16 protein-coding genes, 1 tRNA gene and 1 pseudogene are annotated in these 16813 nt (G+C 66.3%); 6 read left to right on the forward strand and 12 right to left on the reverse strand.

Translation table 11 applies throughout. The features are described from left to right. Window positions 1-20: 20 nt before the first annotated feature. Complete coding sequence (locus ABDC78_RS25090) at window positions 21-695, forward strand: DUF899 domain-containing protein (protein ID WP_178357887.1); 675 nt, start codon at window positions 21-23, stop codon at window positions 693-695. Here the strand turns inward: ABDC78_RS25090 and ABDC78_RS25095 are convergent. The 9 genes and pseudogenes from ABDC78_RS25095 to ABDC78_RS25135 all read right to left on the reverse strand — a co-directional run bounded on the left by ABDC78_RS25095 (window position 689) and on the right by ABDC78_RS25135 (window position 8676). Continuing rightward, the gene (locus tag ABDC78_RS25095) at window positions 689-1180 is read right to left on the reverse strand and encodes an RDD family protein (protein ID WP_347133220.1); all 492 of its coding nucleotides are present in this window, start codon (window positions 1178-1180) and stop codon (window positions 689-691) included. The genes ABDC78_RS25090 and ABDC78_RS25095 overlap by 7 nt on opposite strands. 217 nt (window positions 1181-1397) lie before the next feature. Continuing rightward, window positions 1398-1634, reverse strand: coding sequence for a hypothetical protein (locus tag ABDC78_RS25100; protein WP_178357885.1), 237 nt, complete (start codon window positions 1632-1634; stop codon window positions 1398-1400). A 99-nt stretch (window positions 1635-1733) separates the two neighbouring features. Next, on the reverse strand, window positions 1734-2840 hold the full coding sequence (locus ABDC78_RS25105) for an acyl-CoA dehydrogenase family protein (protein ID WP_178357884.1): 1107 nt from the start codon (window positions 2838-2840) through the stop codon (window positions 1734-1736). A gap of 8 nt (window positions 2841-2848) precedes the next feature. Then, entirely contained in the window at window positions 2849-4009 is a 1161-nt protein-coding gene (locus ABDC78_RS25110) for an acyl-CoA dehydrogenase family protein (protein WP_178358059.1), read from the reverse strand. Window positions 4010-4114: 105 nt separating this feature from the next. After that, a complete protein-coding gene (locus tag ABDC78_RS25115; RefSeq protein ID WP_347133221.1) occupies window positions 4115-4933 on the reverse strand; it encodes a mycofactocin-coupled SDR family oxidoreductase in 819 nt (272 codons plus the stop codon). Between the two features lie 2 nt (window positions 4934-4935). Next, the gene (locus ABDC78_RS25120; protein ID WP_178357882.1) at window positions 4936-5796 is read right to left on the reverse strand and encodes an oxidoreductase; all 861 of its coding nucleotides are present in this window, start codon (window positions 5794-5796) and stop codon (window positions 4936-4938) included. Between the two features lies 1 nt (window position 5797). Further along, entirely contained in the window at window positions 5798-7051 is a 1254-nt protein-coding gene (locus tag ABDC78_RS25125) for a hypothetical protein (protein ID WP_178357881.1), read from the reverse strand. Further along, complete coding sequence (locus ABDC78_RS25130; RefSeq protein ID WP_178358058.1) at window positions 7032-8198, reverse strand: sulfotransferase; 1167 nt, start codon at window positions 8196-8198, stop codon at window positions 7032-7034. Before ABDC78_RS25130 ends, ABDC78_RS25125 begins: the two co-directional genes overlap by 20 nt. A 35-nt stretch (window positions 8199-8233) precedes the next feature. Further along, window positions 8234-8676, reverse strand: a pseudogene (locus ABDC78_RS25135) (nuclear transport factor 2 family protein). Between the two features lie 73 nt (window positions 8677-8749). Here ABDC78_RS25135 and ABDC78_RS25140 point away from each other — a divergent pair. Continuing rightward, on the forward strand, window positions 8750-9640 hold the full coding sequence (locus ABDC78_RS25140) for an SDR family NAD(P)-dependent oxidoreductase (RefSeq protein ID WP_178357880.1): 891 nt from the start codon (window positions 8750-8752) through the stop codon (window positions 9638-9640). Between the two features lie 14 nt (window positions 9641-9654). On the opposite strand, the gene ABDC78_RS25145 is transcribed toward ABDC78_RS25140, so the two are convergent. After that, window positions 9655-10587: a lytic transglycosylase domain-containing protein gene (locus ABDC78_RS25145; protein WP_178357879.1), complete on the reverse strand. Its 933-nt coding sequence runs from the start codon at window positions 10585-10587 to the stop codon at window positions 9655-9657. A gap of 154 nt (window positions 10588-10741) precedes the next feature. On the opposite strand from ABDC78_RS25145, the gene ABDC78_RS25150 reads away from it, so the two are divergent. From ABDC78_RS25150 to ABDC78_RS25165, 4 genes are all read left to right on the forward strand, one after another. Continuing rightward, on the forward strand, window positions 10742-11374 hold the full coding sequence (locus ABDC78_RS25150) for a GIY-YIG nuclease family protein (protein ID WP_178357878.1): 633 nt from the start codon (window positions 10742-10744) through the stop codon (window positions 11372-11374). A 40-nt stretch (window positions 11375-11414) separates the two neighbouring features. Beyond that, a complete protein-coding gene (locus tag ABDC78_RS25155) occupies window positions 11415-12839 on the forward strand; it encodes an NAD(P)/FAD-dependent oxidoreductase (RefSeq protein ID WP_178357877.1) in 1425 nt (474 codons plus the stop codon). Window positions 12840-13018: 179 nt separating this feature from the next. After that, window positions 13019-14044 carry a LamG-like jellyroll fold domain-containing protein gene (locus ABDC78_RS25160; RefSeq protein ID WP_178357876.1) on the forward strand — a complete coding sequence of 342 codons (1026 nt, stop codon included), beginning with the start codon at window positions 13019-13021 and terminating at the stop codon, window positions 14042-14044. A 183-nt stretch (window positions 14045-14227) separates the two neighbouring features. Then, complete coding sequence (locus ABDC78_RS25165; protein WP_347133222.1) at window positions 14228-16246, forward strand: hypothetical protein; 2019 nt, start codon at window positions 14228-14230, stop codon at window positions 16244-16246. A gap of 11 nt (window positions 16247-16257) precedes the next feature. On the opposite strand, the gene ABDC78_RS25170 is transcribed toward ABDC78_RS25165, so the two are convergent. Together ABDC78_RS25170 and ABDC78_RS25175 are read right to left on the reverse strand one after the other, a co-directional pair. Continuing rightward, window positions 16258-16461: a hypothetical protein gene (locus ABDC78_RS25170; RefSeq protein WP_178357874.1), complete on the reverse strand. Its 204-nt coding sequence runs from the start codon at window positions 16459-16461 to the stop codon at window positions 16258-16260. Between the two features lie 119 nt (window positions 16462-16580). Further along, a tRNA-Arg gene (locus ABDC78_RS25175) sits at window positions 16581-16656 on the reverse strand. Between the last annotated feature and the right edge of the window lie 157 nt (window positions 16657-16813).

A 16813-nucleotide genomic window follows, 5' to 3' on the forward strand; every position in this document is an offset into this window, starting at 1 on the left:
CGCGGTGGCATGCTCTGGGTATGGGGACTGACAGAGCCTTGCCGCCGATCGTTTCGCGCGCCGAATGGGAGAGCGCCCGCGCCGACTTGCTGGTCCGTGAGAAGGAACTCTTCCGGCTGAAAGACTCGGTCAGTGCTGCCCGTCGCCGGCTACCGATGGTGCAGATCGAGACGCCGTACCTGTTCGACACCGAGTCGGGCCCGGTGACGCTGCCGGATCTCTTCGACGGCCGCAGTCAGCTGATCATGCAGCACTTCATGTTCGGGTCCGACTGGGATGAAGGCTGCTCGGGCTGTTCGATGATGGCCGACCACATCGGCCCGCTGGCTCACCTGCACGCCAAAGACACCTCGTTCGTGATGGTGTCGCACGCCCCGGTGGGCAAGCTGATCGCGTTCAAGGACCGGATGGGCTGGGACCTGCCGTGGGTGTCGTCGGGGCGCACGACGTTCAACGAGGACTTCCACGCCACGGTCGACGGCGAGGAACACCATTCGATCAGCGTTTTCCTACGAGACGGTGACCGGGTGTTCCACACCTGGCAGACGTTCAACCGCGGCGAGGAACCGTTCATGCTGGTGTTCGACCTGCTCGACCTGACCCCGTATGGCCGTCAGGAGACCTGGGAGAACTCGCCCGAGGGTTGGCCGCAGCAGCCGCCCTACGAGTGGATGCGGTTGCACGACGCCTACTGAATGCGACCGCCGTCCGAGGGATGTCTGCGCGGCTTCCGCACCACGAAGGTGCCCCCGGCCAGCCGGTCGTGGAACCCTTGACGGGTGGGGCTGTTGCTGATCGACACACCGATGGCGATGTAGCCGCCGAGCGTGATCACGGCCAACACCGCGTCAACGGCGGCGATGCCGGTCAGCGAACCGAAATAGAGCAATGTCTGCGGGCAATTGCGGATCACCGCTGCCCGGAAGGAAGGTCGACTCCGCCCGTTGGGGTCGACAACACGAAGTTTGCACAGCAGCATGCCAGGCGAGGCGCCGAGCCCGGACTGCCAAGCACCAAACCAGAGGAGCAAGATCGCGCTGCCCACCACATAGATGGCCCATCCCGTCCATCCCGCGTCCACCGCGTCGTACGAGGTCGTCCAATCACCGATGGTGCCCGGAGAAAAGACTTCCAAGACGAAAGCGACGGGCACGCTGACAAGAAACGAGACGATGGTCAAACAGAGGCCGTCGAGGAGGAACGCGAGCAGTCGAACAGCCGGCCCGGCGTACGGGCGCTCCTCAGCCTCTGATTCGTCTCGATCGAAGACGGGCGTGGGTTCCGTCGTCATGGCAATGCGTCCTTTGCTCAGCTGTCACGGCTGAGCAAAGGATGGCCCACTGCGGCGTACGGGTCTTCAGTAGCGCGCTACGTAACTCGTGACGACGCCTACGGCGCTACTTGAGCCACTTCCACGGCTTGTCCCAATGACCTGGCGGGACACCGACCCAATGTGCGATGTGACCGGGCGGAACGCCCACGATGTGGCCAACGTGGCCAGGCGGCGGCGGTGGCGGTGGGTGCGGTCCCCACCCGTGCGGGCCCGCACCGGCCTGGCCGGCGCCGAACCCCAGGGCAGTTGCCCCGAGACCTGCGAAGATCGCGGTGGTGGCGAAATACTTCTTCACCTGCATCGTGCACTCCTTTGCCTGGATGGATGCGTCGTTCAGGTTTCTACCCAAGGTATATCGCATCGGAGGCAGCAGACATTTCACCCGTGACGAAGACGCAGGTCAGACGGTGACGACCTCGTAGCCGCCGAGCTGGTTCATCAGCACGTGCAGCTGGTCCTGGGACGAACCGAGAGTGTGCTCGATCGCGGTCAGCCGCGCCGCGTAGTGCCCGACGGGGTATTCGGCGGTCACGCCGATGCCGCCGTGCAATTGGATCGCTTCTTCGCTGATGTGCTTGCCGGAACGGCCGATCTGTAGCTTGGCCCGCGCGGCGATGGTCGGATCGAGGTTGCCGTCGGCGATCGACATCGCCGCGTAGAGCGTCATGCTGCGCGCGAGTTCGAGCGAGACGTACATGTCGGCGGCGCGCTGGGTGAGGGTCTGGAACTTGCTCAGGGTTACGCCGAACTGCTTGCGCTGGGTGAGGTACTCGGTTGTCAGCCGCAGCGCCTCCTCCATCGCGCCGAGCGCTTCGGCGCACAGCGCCGAGGAGATCCGTACCAGCGTGCGCTCGATTGCCTCCGACGCGTCGCCGCCCTCGCCCAACGGTTCGGCGGCCACCTTGTCGAGGTCGATCTGCGCGCCGCGTTGACCGTCGAAGGTCCGGTACGGCTGCCTGTTCACCGCCGACGCGTCGACGACGAACAGTCCGCTTCCGCCGTCGGGCAGCGCTGCACTGACCACCAGGGTGTCTGCGCAGTCACCGGCCAGCACCGGGTTCTTCTGTCCGCTGAGAACCCACGAATCACCCTCGCGCGCCGCGGTTGTCGTGACCGCGCCATTGGGTAGCCGCATCCCGGGCTCGAGGTGGGCGAATGCGAGCAGCCGCTCGCCAGCGGCGACCTCGTCGAGCAGCGCGCGCTGTTCGACGGTGCCTGCTTCGGCGATCAGCGTGCCCGGGCCGAGCGCGGCGTGCACGACGGGCTCCGGTGCCAGACGTCGGCCGATCTCGGTTGCCACCACCTGCAGTTCGATCTGACCGCCCGAATCCTCGTCCAATCCCAGCCCGAGGATGCCGATTTCGGCGAGTTGACGCCACACGTCGCGGCTCCACCCGAGGTCGGTGTCGATGACCTTGAGCCTGGTTTCGGTGTCGTAGGTCCGCGACAGCACATCGCGGGTGGTGTCGCGGAGCAGAACCTGCTCTTCGCTCAGCTGAAAGTCCATGGCTTAGCTCACAATCCGAGGATGGTCGAGGCGATGATGGTGCGCTGCACCTCGTTGCTGCCGCCGTAGATGGATGTCTTGCGGTAGTTGAGGTATCGAGGGGCGCTGCGCTGCGCCCACTGGGGGGACACGATGCCGTCGCCGGCGTCGAACGGCAGGATGTCGGGCCCGGCGACTTCCACGAGCAGTTCGGTGGCCAGCTGCTGCAATTGGCTACCGCGCAGCTTCAGCACCGACGAGGCCGGGTTCGGCTTACCGCCCTTCGACCCGGAAGCGACCCGCATCTGGGTCAATTCCAATGCCAGGACGTCGTTTTCGGCTTCGGCGAGCCGCGCCGCGAACAGCGGATCGTCGAGCAGGCCGCTCTCTTTCGCGCGCTCTTTGACCTCGGAGAGCCGGAGCTTGGTGCGGCCGACCTGGGCGATGCCGTTGCGTTCGTTGCCCAGTAGGAACTTCGCGTAGGACCAGCCCTGGTTCTCCTCGCCGACGAGCTGGTCGGCGGGCACCCGGACGTCTTCGAAGAACACCTCGTTGACCTCGTAGCTGCCGTCGACCAGTTTGATCGGTCGCAGTGTGATGCCCGGGGTGTTCATGTCGATGAGCAGGAAGGAGATCCCCGCCTGCTTCTTCGGCGCGTCGGGGTCGGTGCGGACCAGGCAGAAGATCCAGTCGGCGAACTGGCCGAGTGTCGTCCACGTTTTCTGGCCGTTGACCACGTAGCTGTCCCCGTCGCGCAGTGCGGTGGTGCGCAGCGACGCGAGGTCCGAACCGGCCTCGGGTTCGGAGAAGCCCTGGCACCACCAGATGTCCAGCGCGGCGGTGGGCGGCAGGAAGCGTTCCTTGATCTCCTGGGATCCGAACTCGGCGATCACCGGGCCGACCATGTTGGCGTTGAACGTCAGTGGCTCGGGCACGCTGGCCAGTTGCATCTCGTCGAGCCAGATCTGCTGCTGGGTGGGCGTCCAGTCCTGGCCGCCCCATTCGGCCGGCCAGTTGGGTACCGCGAGCCCGTTGTCGTTGAGGATCTTGTGGGTGGTGACGATGTCCTCACGACTGACCTCCGCGCCGATGCGGGAGCGCTCGCGGATGTCGGCGGGGATCTTCGTCCGGTAGAAGCTGCGAAGCTCGTCGCGGAACGCGGCTTCCTCGGGTGTCAGTGCCAGTTGCATTCCGGCCTCCTGGGTCCATCGTCGGATCTCCATGCAGACTAACCACTTGGTTGGGCGCTGAGTGTGACGGGCGGCTTACGGGCGCCCGCGCACCGCGGCCCGCACTCAATTGCGCAGTGTGAACCCCGCGTCGAGCGGCCACGAAGTGCCGGTGATGAACCTGCCCTCCTCGGAGACCAGCCACGCCACGGCGGTCGCGATGTCGTCGGGTTCGACGAGCGCGATCGGCAGGGCGTTCTGCTGGGCCATCAGCCACGGATCGCCGGCCGCGGCCAGGGTCATCGTCGCGTCGTTGATGATCATGTCGGTGTTCACCCCGCTGGGGTGGATGGTGTTGACGCGGATCGAGTGGGGTGCGAGGTTGCTGGCCCATCCCTGCATGAGGGCCACCAGCGCGCGCTTGGATGCCGCGTAGGCCTGTAGTCCCGCCCGGTCGGTGTCGGAGGCCTTGAGCCCCTGGGTGGAGCTGGTCAGCACGATCGAGCCGCCACGGCCGCCGGCGATGAGGGCGGGTATCGCGGCATCGACGGTGTTCCAGGCCCCGATGAGGTTGACCTCGACGATCTCGCGGAAGTCCCGACGTCGCCGGTCACTGTCGGTGACGCGGATGACGCCGGCGTTCGCGACGACGATGTCGATCCGGCCGAACGCTTCGAGCCCGTCCGAAACGACGGCGTCCACCGCGTCGGCGTCGCGCACGTCGGCCTGCCGGGCGAGGATCCGGCGGCCCTGGGCCTCGACCAGCCTCACGGTTTCGTCCAGATCGTCGGCGGTCGCTCCCGGGTAGTCGGTGAAGTCGAACTCCGAGCAGACGTCGAGGGCGATGATGTCTGCGCCTTGGCCGGCCAGTCGGACCGCATGCGCGCGGCCCATGCCGCGTGCGGCACCGGTGATGAAGGCGACGTGGCCGTCGAGTGTCGTCACGGTCAACCTCCGGTACTTTCGCTCCTCGCGTCCGCGGGCGGAAAGTTGACGTTCTTGGTGACCGCTTCCCATTCGTCGATCGAGGCAGAGAACGCGGCCAGCTTGTCGCGCACCGCATACAACACGTCGCGGCCGAGCAGCAGTCGCAAGGGTGGTTCGTCGAGCTTCGTCACCATCAGCACCGCTTCGGCGACTTTGCGGGGGTCACCCGGTAGATGGTTGGCGAATTCCTTGATCAGCGTCTTGCGGGATCCGACGTTGTCGTCGTAATCGCCGATGGGGGTGGCGGATTCCCACATCGACCGCGCGGCCCAGTCGGTCCGGAACGCGCCGGGTTCGATCGCGGAGACCTTGATGCCGAATGGTTTGACCTCCTGGGCCAGCGCTTCGGTCAGCGCCTCGAGCGCGAACTTCGTCGACGAGTAGTACGCGTTGGGCGGGTTGGCGACCAGTCCGGTCATCGACGAGATGTTGACGATGTGCCCCGAGCCGCGGGCACGCATCCCGGGAAGGATTGCCTTGATGGTGTCGACGACGCCGAAGTAGTTGGTGTCGAACAGTTTACGTACCTGCTCGTCCTCGCCTTCCTCGATGGCCGACAGGTAGCCGTTGCCCGCGTTGTTGACCAGGATGTCGGTGCCGCCGAACGCCTCGTCTGCGGCCCGGACCGCGGCACCGATCTGATCCTTGTCGGTGACATCGAGTGCGACGGTCACCGCACGGTCGCCGAACTCGTCGGCGAAATCGGCCACCGACTCGGTGCGACGTGCGGTCACCACCACCGAATGTCCCTCTTCCAATGCGGCGCGCGCGATTTCGCGTCCGATGCCGGTGGAACATCCGGTGATCAGCCAGCGTGCCATGTCAGTTGGTCCCTTCGGGTAGCCGACGCAGATAGGCGGTGCGCCGGTCGGCCAACTCGGTGGCCCGCTCCTGCGCCGATATTCGCCGTAGCGCAGGGACCTCGGCGTCCAGGTCGTCGAGGTTGATCACCCGCCCGCGAGCGCCGAGGTCCTCCTTCGGCCCGTCGCCGCCGAACTCGGCCATCCGCAGGGTCAGGATCCCCTCGGTGAGTCCGTCGGAGTCGATCCAGTTCACCACTCCGGGATCGGTGGGCGAGATGACGTAGGTGTAGGTGCCGTCCTCGTTCGGTACCGACTGGGCCTTGTTGAGGCTTCCGGTGCGGTCGACGATGTCGAGTGTGGTGCCCCAGATGTTGCTCAGCGGGACGGTGAAGTACTCGGCGCCGCCGTCGCTCACGTCGACCACAAACGCTTCCCCGGGGTTCAGGTCGAAGCGCCCCATGACGTACACCTGGTTGCGCATCGCGCCGACCTTGTCGGCGGACCACGCGAGGTTGAAGTTGTTGGGCGCCATCTTGTAGACGCCGTGGCTGAGCTTGCCGGTGAAGTTCGCGAAGTACGCCATCATCTCCACCGTCGCGTCGGCCTGCTCGTCGAGCGTGCGCGCCGGCACCGAGGGCATCCCGCCGAGACGCTGCACCGCAAGGTGATTCGGATCATCACGGTCCCAGTTGAGCAGCACGTCACGGATGTAGAACTCGTGAGCGGCCGGCGTGGTCTGCACATGGTTGGGCCGACCACCGGCAGGGTCGGCGTCGACGGTGATCGTGAAGGATCCGTCGGCGCCGACGTCCATCGTGCGGCCGTTGAGCACGGCGACGGTGCCCATGTTGGCGTCCCACAGGGTGAAGTAGTTCTCCGTCATCCGGTTCGCGCCGACGCGCCCGGTGATCTCGTAGCGCTCGTCACCGGAGATCGGAATGACCCGGTACACGCTGTCGGGATTGTCGATGCCCCAACGTGATCCGGGCACCGCGCGGCCGGCGACGGGGTGCCCGATCCGGGTGATGCAGCTGACTTTCGGCCGCAGCTTGTCCTGATTGGACGACCACACCGCCGCGGAGAACATCACCTCGGCGAAGGCGGCGTCGAAGCGTTCCCGCATCGCCTCTGATGCTTTCGCGCGACCCAGCCAGGTGTCGGCCACACTGCGATACGCCGCTTTCACCGTCGGGTGGCTGGTGAGTTCCAGTGCGGCAAGCTCCTGCTCGTGTTGTGAGTCGGTCGCTACCGGATCACCGGTGAACTGGGTCATCTTGTCCTCCTCGAACAGGGCGGAATAGAGAGTTGTAGGCCGAGAACCGCTCGGCGATCTGGTCGTCGCTCAACCCGAAGTCGGCCGCACAGTAGGGCGTCCGCGCGGGCTCGCGCGGACGCTGCGCCAGCCAGCGCCGCATCGCCGATTCGGCCTCGGAGGTCAACGGCACGTCGATCGCGTCGTACACCCGGGCCACCTGGCCGATCGGGTCGGCGACGGCATCGGCGAACTCGATGTCGGTGCACCGGACGCGCTCGTCGTCCCAGCCCCGCCGGGTGGTCATCGCGCGGTCGTTGGTCCAGCCCATCCGGGCCAGCCACTCGGCCCCGACGCGGTGGCGGTCGACCTCGTCGGCGTGCATGGCGTGCAGGGTGGCGTTCAGGCCGGCGCCGGACGGAATCGTCTCCCGCGGGTCACGGTGCATGTGCACGAGGTGCAGATCGGGAAACCGGGCACGAAGGGTGTCGAGGTACCCCAGGTGTGCAGGGGATTTCAGCACCCACCGCTGCGCAGTGCGACCCTGCCTTCGCTTCTGCCACTGCACGAACTGCAGCATCCGGTGCAGGTAGGCGTACGCCGGTGCGAAGTCCTGTCCGTCGATCCACGACCGGTAGTCCGGCACGTGGGCGCCGGACTCCGGGACGTGTGACAGGAACGCGTCGGACAGGAAGACGATCTCCTCCTCGGGCTCCCGGGCGTACATCGGGTGGATGGCGAACAACTCCGGTGCCAGTTCGCGCGAAGTCGCCTCGCGCTTCTCGCTGATGGCGATCCGCGGATCCTGCGCAGCCGCCCAGTCGTAGTCGAGTCGGGGAGCGACCTCGACCACCTCCCAGCCGTAGCAGCAGTGAAAGCGGTTGTCGGCAGCCAGGAGTCGCTGGAGCAGGGTGGTTCCGCTCCGCATCATGCCGACGACGACGATCGGCGCGGCGATGACCTCCTCGGTGATCTCCGGGTGGCGGCGGATCCACTCCTGGGCGCGCAGCCGCATCCGCAGGCTGTGCACCAGGCCCGAACGCAGGATATGCACGCCGATGTCGTTGAGGTCGGCGCGACGGTAGCTGTCGACCAGAACCTGCAGCGGCTCCTCGAACGGCAGGGGACCCCAGTCGGAGAGGTTCTCCTTCTGCTGGGCGCGGGCCATCAGCGCAGCCGCGTCGAAGGAGGATGCCACCGCGGTCAGAACTTCAGATGATGGCTCGTGTCGCCCACCTGATCGATGAACATGGTCCGGTGTCGAACCACCAGGCGCCGTCGATGCGGTGGAAGGTGTCGCGGTAGTGGCCGGTCACGATGATCTGCAGGGGCAGATCCGGGGTGGCCTGGGTGACGCAGTAGTAGGCACCACCGCTCGCGGTACCGGAGTCCTCGTCGACATGCAGTCGCACGTTGGTGGTGAAGTGCCTGGTCTTGGGTGTGCCGTCGTCGTAGAGGCGCGTCGCCATCTCGTAGAGTTGCCGGACCCTGGCGGTGCCTTCGAAGACTGTTTCCGGGGGGCCGTTCTCCACGCCGCAGATCCGGCCGTGGGCGAACAGCGCGGCGACGCCGTCCAGATCACCCGCGTCGATCCGCTCGGCGTAGGTGTACACCAGGTTCTCGATCTCGCGGGCGGCATCGCTCATCGGCGGTAGACAACCAGCCAGAAACTGTCATGTCAACGTTTTGCGCCCAGTTGGGCACCGCTAACCTCACACGATGACTTCACAATGGTCGCCGGCCCGCCTCGGAGACATGACCGGCAAACGCATCATCGTCACCGGCGCCACCAACGGCGTCGGCCTCGCGACGGCGAGCGCGCTCGCCCGGGCAGGGGCGCACGTGATCCTGGCGGTCCGCAATCTGGAACTGGGCGCGCAGCGTGCGGCCGAGATGGGCGGCGACACGTCGATCGTCAAACTGGACCTCGCGGATCAGTCCTCGGTCAAGGCGTTCCCCGGGCTGGTCGACGGGGACGTCGACGTCCTGATCAACAACGCCGGGCTGGTCGCCCAGCACCGCAGCGACACCGTCGACGGCTTCGAGATGACGATGGGCACGAACTTCCTCGGTCCGTTCGCGCTGACCAATCTGATGTTCGGTCGGGTCCGCTCGAAGATCGTCAACGTCGGTTCGGATGCCCACAAGTCGGCGTCGATCGCGTTCGACGATCCCCATCTGCGCACCCGCAAGTGGTCCTCGTTTCCGGCGTACGCCCGCTCGAAGCTGGCGGTGATGCTGTGGGGCCTGGAACTGGATCGCCGCCTGCGCGAGGCCGGTTCGCCGGTGACCACCTACCTGACCCACCCGGGCTGGGTGGCCTCGAACCTGCCGAACCTGTCCGACACCCGGATGATGTCGGCGTTCCACTCGGTGGTGACGTCGGTGGCCAACGTCATCGGCAACGACCTCGACGCCGGCGCCGCGCCCACGCTGTACTGCCTCACCGAGCCGATCCCGCCGGGCAGTTACGTCGGCATCGACGGCAGGCTCGGTTTCAAGGGCGGCCCGACGCTGAGCGGCCGCGCGCCCGTGGCCTGTGACTACGAGGACGCCCGCACGCTCTGGGAGTTCGCCGAGCGTGAGACCGGCACGACGTTGGGCATCTAGCCGCGTCGGCACGATCACTGCGGGTTGTCGGCCAGGTACTCCTCGACGGGAATGCGGGTGTCTGCGGTGTACCCGACGGGCAGTACGACGTCGCCGGCGGTGGTTCTGTAGTACACGTCCCACAGGTGGTACGCGGTGAATGCTTCTGGGGCGGAAGCGATCACCGCCGCATAGTCCTTGATCGCACGGACGTACTGCTGTGAGTTGTTGTAGCGGTACAGGGCGAAGTCCGGGTCGCCGACGAAGCCGTTGGCGGCGAGGTAGCGGCCCGCCGCCATGATGCTGTCGCGGGGCGAAAGAATATCGCCGCCGTTGCCGAACGCGGCGAACGTCGACGGCATGAACTGCATCGGTCCTTGCGCCCCGGCGGTGCTGACGCCCTCGATGCGGCCGAACGCGGTCTCGACCAGGTTGATCGCCGCCAGATAGTTCCACCCGACACCAGTCGCCGACTCGGTGTGTCGATAGTGCTCGAGAAGCTCGTGCGCCGGTGGCGGCGGATTGATCCGCCACGCAGGCACGGTGGACGGTGGTTGCTTCATCATCGACGCGAGTTGCCTGCGGGCCTCGACGTTGCGGTCGTAGACCTCGAGCAGCGCCGGGGGGATGCGCGGGCGGGCGATCGGATCCCATTCGGGGTGCCGTCCGATGGCGCGATAGGCGACCTGCTGACGGCGCGCGGCCGTGCGCACCACCTCCGGTGACGACGACGGGTCGCGCAGCGCCGTCTCGTCGGCGACGAGGTCGTCGACCAACTGCGCGGGGTCGGACGCCAGCCGCGGCTGCGCGGGTTCGGGTGATGGCGGCACCGTGCTGAGCGGTGGAGGAGCGGGCGCTTGGGCACCGGCGCTGGACGGGGTCGGGGCGGTCGACGGCTCGGTCGTATCCGAGCAGCCTGCCAGCGTCAGCGCGACGGCGACGAGCAGCGCCGCACCTGTCGGGCTCATAGCCGCCTCTCCTGACGCGATGGCGTCTCCGGCCGTCCGGATCTCCGGCCAGAGTGAACAGATTCTACAAACCCGGAAACCCCATCGGACCCTGGAACACACCGGCTGAATCCACTGGGGCCGCTCGGCGCTTCCGGCGACTACGCTGAGCTGCATGGCTGAGTCGATGTCCGCGAAGCGCAGTGCCAGTGCTGTCGCGAATTTCCTTGCTGCTCAGCGGTATACGCGTGACGAGATATTCGCCGACCCTTCTCCGGTGCCCGACGAAGCCGGCGCGCACGGCTGGTGGTTCAAAGACATCCCAGGCGATATCGACACCTCGGGCTGCGAACACCGCGACGGTTGGACGCTGCTGTATGTCGGAATCAGCCCCGGTCCACCGCGGGCCGACGGCAAGCCACAGACACCGCAGGACCTGCGTAAGCGCATCCGGTACCACTTCGGTGCCGGCAATGCGAATGCGGACGGCTCACCGCTGCGCAAGTCACTCGGGGTCCTGCTCGGTGATCAGCTGGGGTTCGCGCTGCGCCGGATCGGCTCGGGCAAGCGGCAGACCTTCGCCGGCGGCGAAGCCGTCCTGACCGAGTGGATGGCCCAGAACGCCGCGGTGTCCTGGGTGCTGCACCCCGAGCCGTGGCATCTTGAGGCCAAGCTGATCAAGGCGCTGGATCTGCCGCTGAATTTCCAGGACAACGAACGCAACCCCTTCGCCCCGGAGCTGAAGAAGCTGCGGCGGCAGGCGGCGGTGAAGGCCGGCAAGATGCGCGTACTCGCGGAGTGGTCCTAGCCGTCTCAGGGATGGTCCGGTGGAGAGGAGCAGTCGCGACATGCGTGTAGTCGTCATCGGAGGGGGACCCGCAGGCGTGTCCGCCGCCCTGCATGCAGCCGGGTTGGGTGCAGAAGTCACCCTCATCGAACGGGGGAGGGTCGGCGGCACCGCCCTCAACCGGGGTCCGGCGCCCGTGCGCACGTTGGCGCGCGCCGCACGTCTGGTCAGGGACTGGAGTTCGTGGGAGGCATTCGGCCTGCGCGGGACACGGCCCGAAGTCGACGTTGTGGCCACGTTGGCCAACGCCCAACGGGTGGCCGCCTACCTCTACGAACGTAAACGGATGGCCGACCATATCGGTTCGGAGGGGGTTGATCTCGTCGAGGAGGCGGGTGATGCCCGGTTCGTCGACGCCAATACGGTGTCCGTTCCCGACGGCCGTACGTGGACGGGAGATCGGATCATCATCGCCGCCGGCGGTAAGCCCGGACGGTTGCCGATACCCGGAGCCGAGCTCGGCCTGACCTACGAGGATCTGCGCGGCCTGACGTCACTGCCGGAGCGGGTCTGTGTCGTCGGAGCGGCCGACACCGGGTGCCAGCTGTCGTCGATCCTGGCCGACTTCGGTTGCGAGGTAACGCTTGTCGAGTATGCGCCGCGGATCGTGGCGCGGTCCGACGTGGATGTCTCGATCGCGCTCGAACACGCTTTTCGTAAGCGCGGCATCTCGGTCGTCACCAGTGCCGCGGTCCACGAGCTGCAGGCACAGCAACCCGGGGTGCGCGTGCTGTATCGAGTCGACGACGAGGCCAGATCACTCGATGTGGACGCGGTGTTCTTCGCGGTCGGCTGGCCCGGCAACGCCGACCTCATCGACTGCGCCGCCGCCGGCGTCGTCACCGACCGCAGTTATGTCACGGTGGACGCGTTCACGGCCACGAACGTGCCGCACATCTTCGCCGCCGGGGACGTCGACGGGAACAGCATGCTCGTCAGTAGCGCGACCCTCGAAGGCCGGGTCGCCGCCGAGAACGCGGTGCTCGGCCGGCGTCGCCGCGTCGTCCACGAGATCGTCCCCGCCGGCAGCTTCACCGACCCCGAATACGGCAGCGTCGGGCTCACCGAGGAGCAGGCCCGCGCGCGTTACGACTGCGCTGTCGCGGTGGCGCGCTACGAGGACATCCTGCGGCCCGTCGCGGACGGACAGCCGGAAGGCTTCTGCAAGCTGATCGTGGAGACCACACGCCGCCACATCGTGGGCGCTCACGTGCTCGGCGAGTACTCCGCCGAGGTGATTCAGATGGTGGCCACCTGCATGGCGGCGGGGATGCGTATCGAGGATGTCGCCGAACTCCAGTTCGCCTTCCCCACGTTCACCGAGGGCGTCAACCAAGCCGCACAGATGGTGGTCAACCAGCTCGGTGTCCGCCCGATGCCACAACTCTGGAGCAGTCTCAGATCCACGCCGTCAGTATTGGAATGACGCGGCTTCACCTCGACGAGTGCGTCATCCTCGAGGTAATGAGTGTCGCCACGCGAAGGTCACGTTAACGGCTGATTGCGGATCTCGTGATATCGATTCACCCGAGCCGAATAGTGGCTACCGTGCAGTTCGGCCTGTGGCAGACCTGGCCATTACCTGAAAATGCGCCGGAGGCAGGCATGGCTGAGCCGTGGGAACTGGTCCTGCACCACACGTACGCCGGAATGCCGGGGGTGATCTTCGATCATTCGCCGAGTCGGCGTAGCCACGGCCAATCCGTGGGGCTGGCCGACGACGACTTTCGGGCCGACGGTGCGACACCCGGGTCCGGGGCAGTCCATCTACGCTCCGGCACGATGATTCGGGTGCCGCCGTCGGCGAGTTGGCGGCCGCTGGGTGGCATCCGGATCGAAATGGTCTGCGAGACGGAGATGATCCGCAGCGGCGGCACGTTGGCAGCCGGAGACAGCTTCTCGTTCACCACGGGGGGTGGCTATTTCGGCGGTGAATTCGTCCAGACCAGTGGCGCCTCGGCAGTGGGCAGGGGTGGTTCTGAGCCGCGTCCGCTGCCGTCCGATCAGTGGATGACGTTGGCGCTGCAGTACGACCCGGCTGGAGTGCAGGTTGAGATCAACGGGGACCTCGTCAGTCGTTGGGACGGGTGGAACGGCTTCCTCGCCGGCACGTCGGGACTTGTCATCGGCAATGACCCTTCCGGCCAGAGCGGTCTTGTCGGCCGCCTCGACGACCTCAAGATCTGGCGCCTCACCCCGCACTTGATCGGAACCGTCTTCGTCGAGCGACCCGTGGAAACGCCGGTCGGCCGCTGCTGGGCCGAGTGGTCACAGAAGCTGGATCAATTGGTCAGGGACGATCCGCAGTGTTGGAACAAGGTCGGTGACCTGCTGCCGCGCGCGATGTTCAGCGTGTTGAACCAGATCGACCAGATGCCGCAAGTGCAAACTCAATTCGCTGAGCTTTCGCGCCGCTACAACGAACTCTGGTCGCAGGGGCGACTCGCCGAGATCCCCGCAGTGCTCGCAGACATCATCGCGCTGCTGCGCGGCGCGGGATTCAACCCCGCGACGATCGCTGATCTGCAGGCGCTGCTGAACGACAACTGCTTCGCGTCCATGGTCGAACAACTGCCGATGGACTGCGACGGCGCATTCACCAACATGTTCTCCGTCACCGAGTCGTTCTGACTCGTCACCGGCTCATCCCGAAGGACTTCGATGGCTAGACGAAACTTGGCGTCAGGCAGTACAACCGGCGACGGATCCGCTTTCGAGACCGAATCGTTTCGGCCCGGTTCCAACACGTTGGTGCTGTTGTTCGTCACCAGCGCGAGACCGGTGTTCGGTGGCGGAATTCCTACCACGCCTGCTGTGACCGGCAATGGCCTGCAGTGGGTGGTGGTGCGGTCGTTGACTTACGGCGCCAATGACGACCGGCGGTTGACCTGCTTCCGCGCCTCGGGTCCTGCACCCGTGGATGCCAGTGCTGTCATCGACTTCGGTCTCGAGACGCAGGATTTCTGCGCGTGGTCGATCTTCGAGTACACCGACGTGGATGTCAGTACCGCCAATGGCCGATCGGCGATCGTGCAGTCCTTCGCGGTGCCGGCTTCAGGCCAGTCGCTGACCGCACCGCTGTCCGCATCGGCCGATCCGGATCGAAATGTCGCGGTCGGCGCGATCGCAGTCGACTCGGCCGGAGGGGCGGCGATCGACGTGACGCAGGGCGCGGGTTACCGCGAGATCGACGAGCAATCTCTCACTCAATTCCTCGGCAAGGCAGGCACTCTGCAGACTCAGGACGCCGAGGCGTCCACCGCGACGATCAGTTGGACGTGGAGTTCCCCGCAGTCGGCCGCCGCGATCGTGCTGGAGGTGAAGGCCGCCCCGCCCGCTGAAGGCGGGGGCGGTTCGGAACGCCCACCCGACGACGATCGGGCCTTGATCGAGCGATTCGAACCGATCCTGTTCTTCCACCCTTCGGAGAAGTTCTTTCCCAGCGACGCCAAGCGTTTTGTCGAACATGCGGCGCTGTGGACCGCGCAGAACCCCGGAGATGACAAAGCGGGTTGGGGAGGAAAGGCGGGCGATCCCTTCCCTCGCAAGCCGACGGTGACGGCGAAGGCACTGGCGGCACTTCCGAACGAGCCCGGAGAGTTCCGCTTCGGTGACCAGATCGGCGCGGGCAACGATCGCCGATTCCTCGAACTCGGCGGCTGGAAGGACGCCACGGAAGCCCACGAAGGCGAGGTGACGGCCTCGAGTAGCAACCGGTACAGCGATCGCAGCACGATCGAGAGCCTGTATGACGGTGTGCTCGAGCCGAGCCGATTCTGGTATCACGCTGAGGTTTTTCACCAGGAGCAGCTGCGTCTGATCGGGAGTAGGGCGCCGGGTGTGAACCTCGGTCCGATGGTGAGCAAGCTGCGCACTCCCACCCTGATCTGTTACTACTTCTTCTTTCCCGCGCACGACCAGAGGGTCAGCAGCGCCGGCTGCGACGGTGTCGAGGCCAGGGAGGTGTCCTCGCACGCGGGGGATTGGCAGTGCCTTGCCATCCTCGGTGAGGGTGTCGGCGCAGCTTTCACTCCGAAGTTTGTGGGAAGAACGGGGTCTCGTTCCAGTGGCGTGAACGGTTTTCCGCCGTATCAGTTCGACGACGACCAGAACACAGTGATGACCGTCGGAGCCTGGACCGGCGCTGAACCTGTACTGACCGCGGGCCACCCGCGGTTGTACGTCGCCGCGGGCACACACAGCCTCTACACGACTCCCGGCGAACAACGCGTCGATCCCTACACGTCGGATCGGCGACCGCAATGGTGCGGAACGGTAGACACGCCGAGCCCGGCCGGCTCCGACGCCGATGAGGACTCCGGGGTGACCGCCGTCAAGGACATCGCGGTGTTGTTGGCGAAGATGATCGCGGCCGGCCCTTTTGGCTTCCTCGGCGCCACCGCGGCGCTCGTGTCGTGTGTCGTCGAGGTCGGGCACTACAAATCACCTCTTGCGTCCTTCGGGGTGGACCCCGCGAGCACGGCCGACCCTGATGAGCCGCCCGCGGGTCCGGGAGTCGGTAAGACAGTGAAACCCGACGCACTCGATGTCCCCGACGCCGGCGCGGACGTCATCGTGTGGCGGTCACGCCCACGCGAACCGCTGACTCTCGATGGCCGCATCTACGACTGCATCGTGGACCGCACCACGCAGCCGTGGTGGCCCAACCCCGATACGAAAAGCGGATTCAACGGCCGATGGGGTCAGCATGTGACGGCCGACAGCCTCGCCCGGCGCGCCGGGCCCCGGTTTCCGAACTATCCGCTGATGTTCCTGCTCGCTCTGGCCGATGGTCTCGGGCGCAATCCCCCGCTGTTGCAGCTGGACGGATAGTTCGACCCTGGTCAGTCGGTGCGTCGCTCACGGCGGGGCTTTGGGGAATCCGGAGGACCGGGGCGGACGTGAGGGGGCACGATTCGTGTGTTGCGCACCGTCTTTCCGTAGCCGGCGACGGCGCTGAGTCCCCGGTAGCAGCCGGGGCAGATCGGTTTGCCGTCCTTGTTCACCGACCAGTTCTTGCCTGCGCCCGTGCACGGCTTCGCCTTCATGGGTGCATCATCCTCTGGCATGATCGCGCCGTCATCGTCGAGGGGTGGTGCCGCCCACCGGGCCCTTCAGGATGAGAACCACCAAAGAGGCGGGAAGCTTGCGCCCCTGAGGGCCAAGATGGTGCCCCCGGCAGGATTCGAACCTGCGGCCTTCCGCTCCGGAGGCGGACGCTCTATCCCCTGAGCTACGGGGGCGCATGCTGAGTCACCTGCGCCGAACGGGCCTGCACAGACTAACGCATCCCGCGGGCCGTCCCGTCAACGGAACAGATCCCTGCCCACGTCGCGGTGCTCAGCGTGGGCCACACCGCAGGACGACGGCTTAATGGATTCGGGGAGCGACCACCCCAGA

The sequence above is a fragment of the Mycobacterium sp. DL genome (assembly GCF_039729195.1).
GTDB classification, from domain to species: Bacteria; Actinomycetota; Actinomycetes; order Mycobacteriales; family Mycobacteriaceae; genus Mycobacterium; species Mycobacterium hippocampi_A.

Bases quoted from the DNA above. Each gene is read 5' to 3' on its own strand.
- ABDC78_RS25130 (WP_178358058.1), bottom strand. From the start codon at position 8,198: ATGGCCCGCGCCCAGCAGAAGGAGAACCTCTCCGACTGGGGTCCCCTG.
- ABDC78_RS25105 (WP_178357884.1), bottom strand. From the start codon at position 2,840: ATGGACTTTCAGCTGAGCGAAGAGCAGGTTCTGCTCCGCGACACCACC.
- ABDC78_RS25110 (WP_178358059.1), bottom strand. From the start codon at position 4,009: ATGCAACTGGCACTGACACCCGAGGAAGCCGCGTTCCGCGACGAGCTT.
- ABDC78_RS25090 (WP_178357887.1), top strand. From the start codon at position 21: ATGGGGACTGACAGAGCCTTGCCGCCGATCGTTTCGCGCGCCGAATGG.
- ABDC78_RS25155 (WP_178357877.1), top strand. From the start codon at position 11,415: ATGCGTGTAGTCGTCATCGGAGGGGGACCCGCAGGCGTGTCCGCCGCC.
- ABDC78_RS25150 (WP_178357878.1), top strand. From the start codon at position 10,742: ATGGCTGAGTCGATGTCCGCGAAGCGCAGTGCCAGTGCTGTCGCGAAT.
- ABDC78_RS25170 (WP_178357874.1), bottom strand. From the start codon at position 16,461: ATGAAGGCGAAGCCGTGCACGGGCGCAGGCAAGAACTGGTCGGTGAAC.
- ABDC78_RS25125 (WP_178357881.1), bottom strand. From the start codon at position 7,051: ATGACCCAGTTCACCGGTGATCCGGTAGCGACCGACTCACAACACGAG.
- ABDC78_RS25100 (WP_178357885.1), bottom strand. From the start codon at position 1,634: ATGCAGGTGAAGAAGTATTTCGCCACCACCGCGATCTTCGCAGGTCTC.
- ABDC78_RS25145 (WP_178357879.1), bottom strand. From the start codon at position 10,587: ATGAGCCCGACAGGTGCGGCGCTGCTCGTCGCCGTCGCGCTGACGCTG.
- ABDC78_RS25160 (WP_178357876.1), top strand. From the start codon at position 13,019: ATGGCTGAGCCGTGGGAACTGGTCCTGCACCACACGTACGCCGGAATG.
- ABDC78_RS25140 (WP_178357880.1), top strand. From the start codon at position 8,750: ATGACTTCACAATGGTCGCCGGCCCGCCTCGGAGACATGACCGGCAAA.
- ABDC78_RS25120 (WP_178357882.1), bottom strand. From the start codon at position 5,796: ATGGCACGCTGGCTGATCACCGGATGTTCCACCGGCATCGGACGCGAA.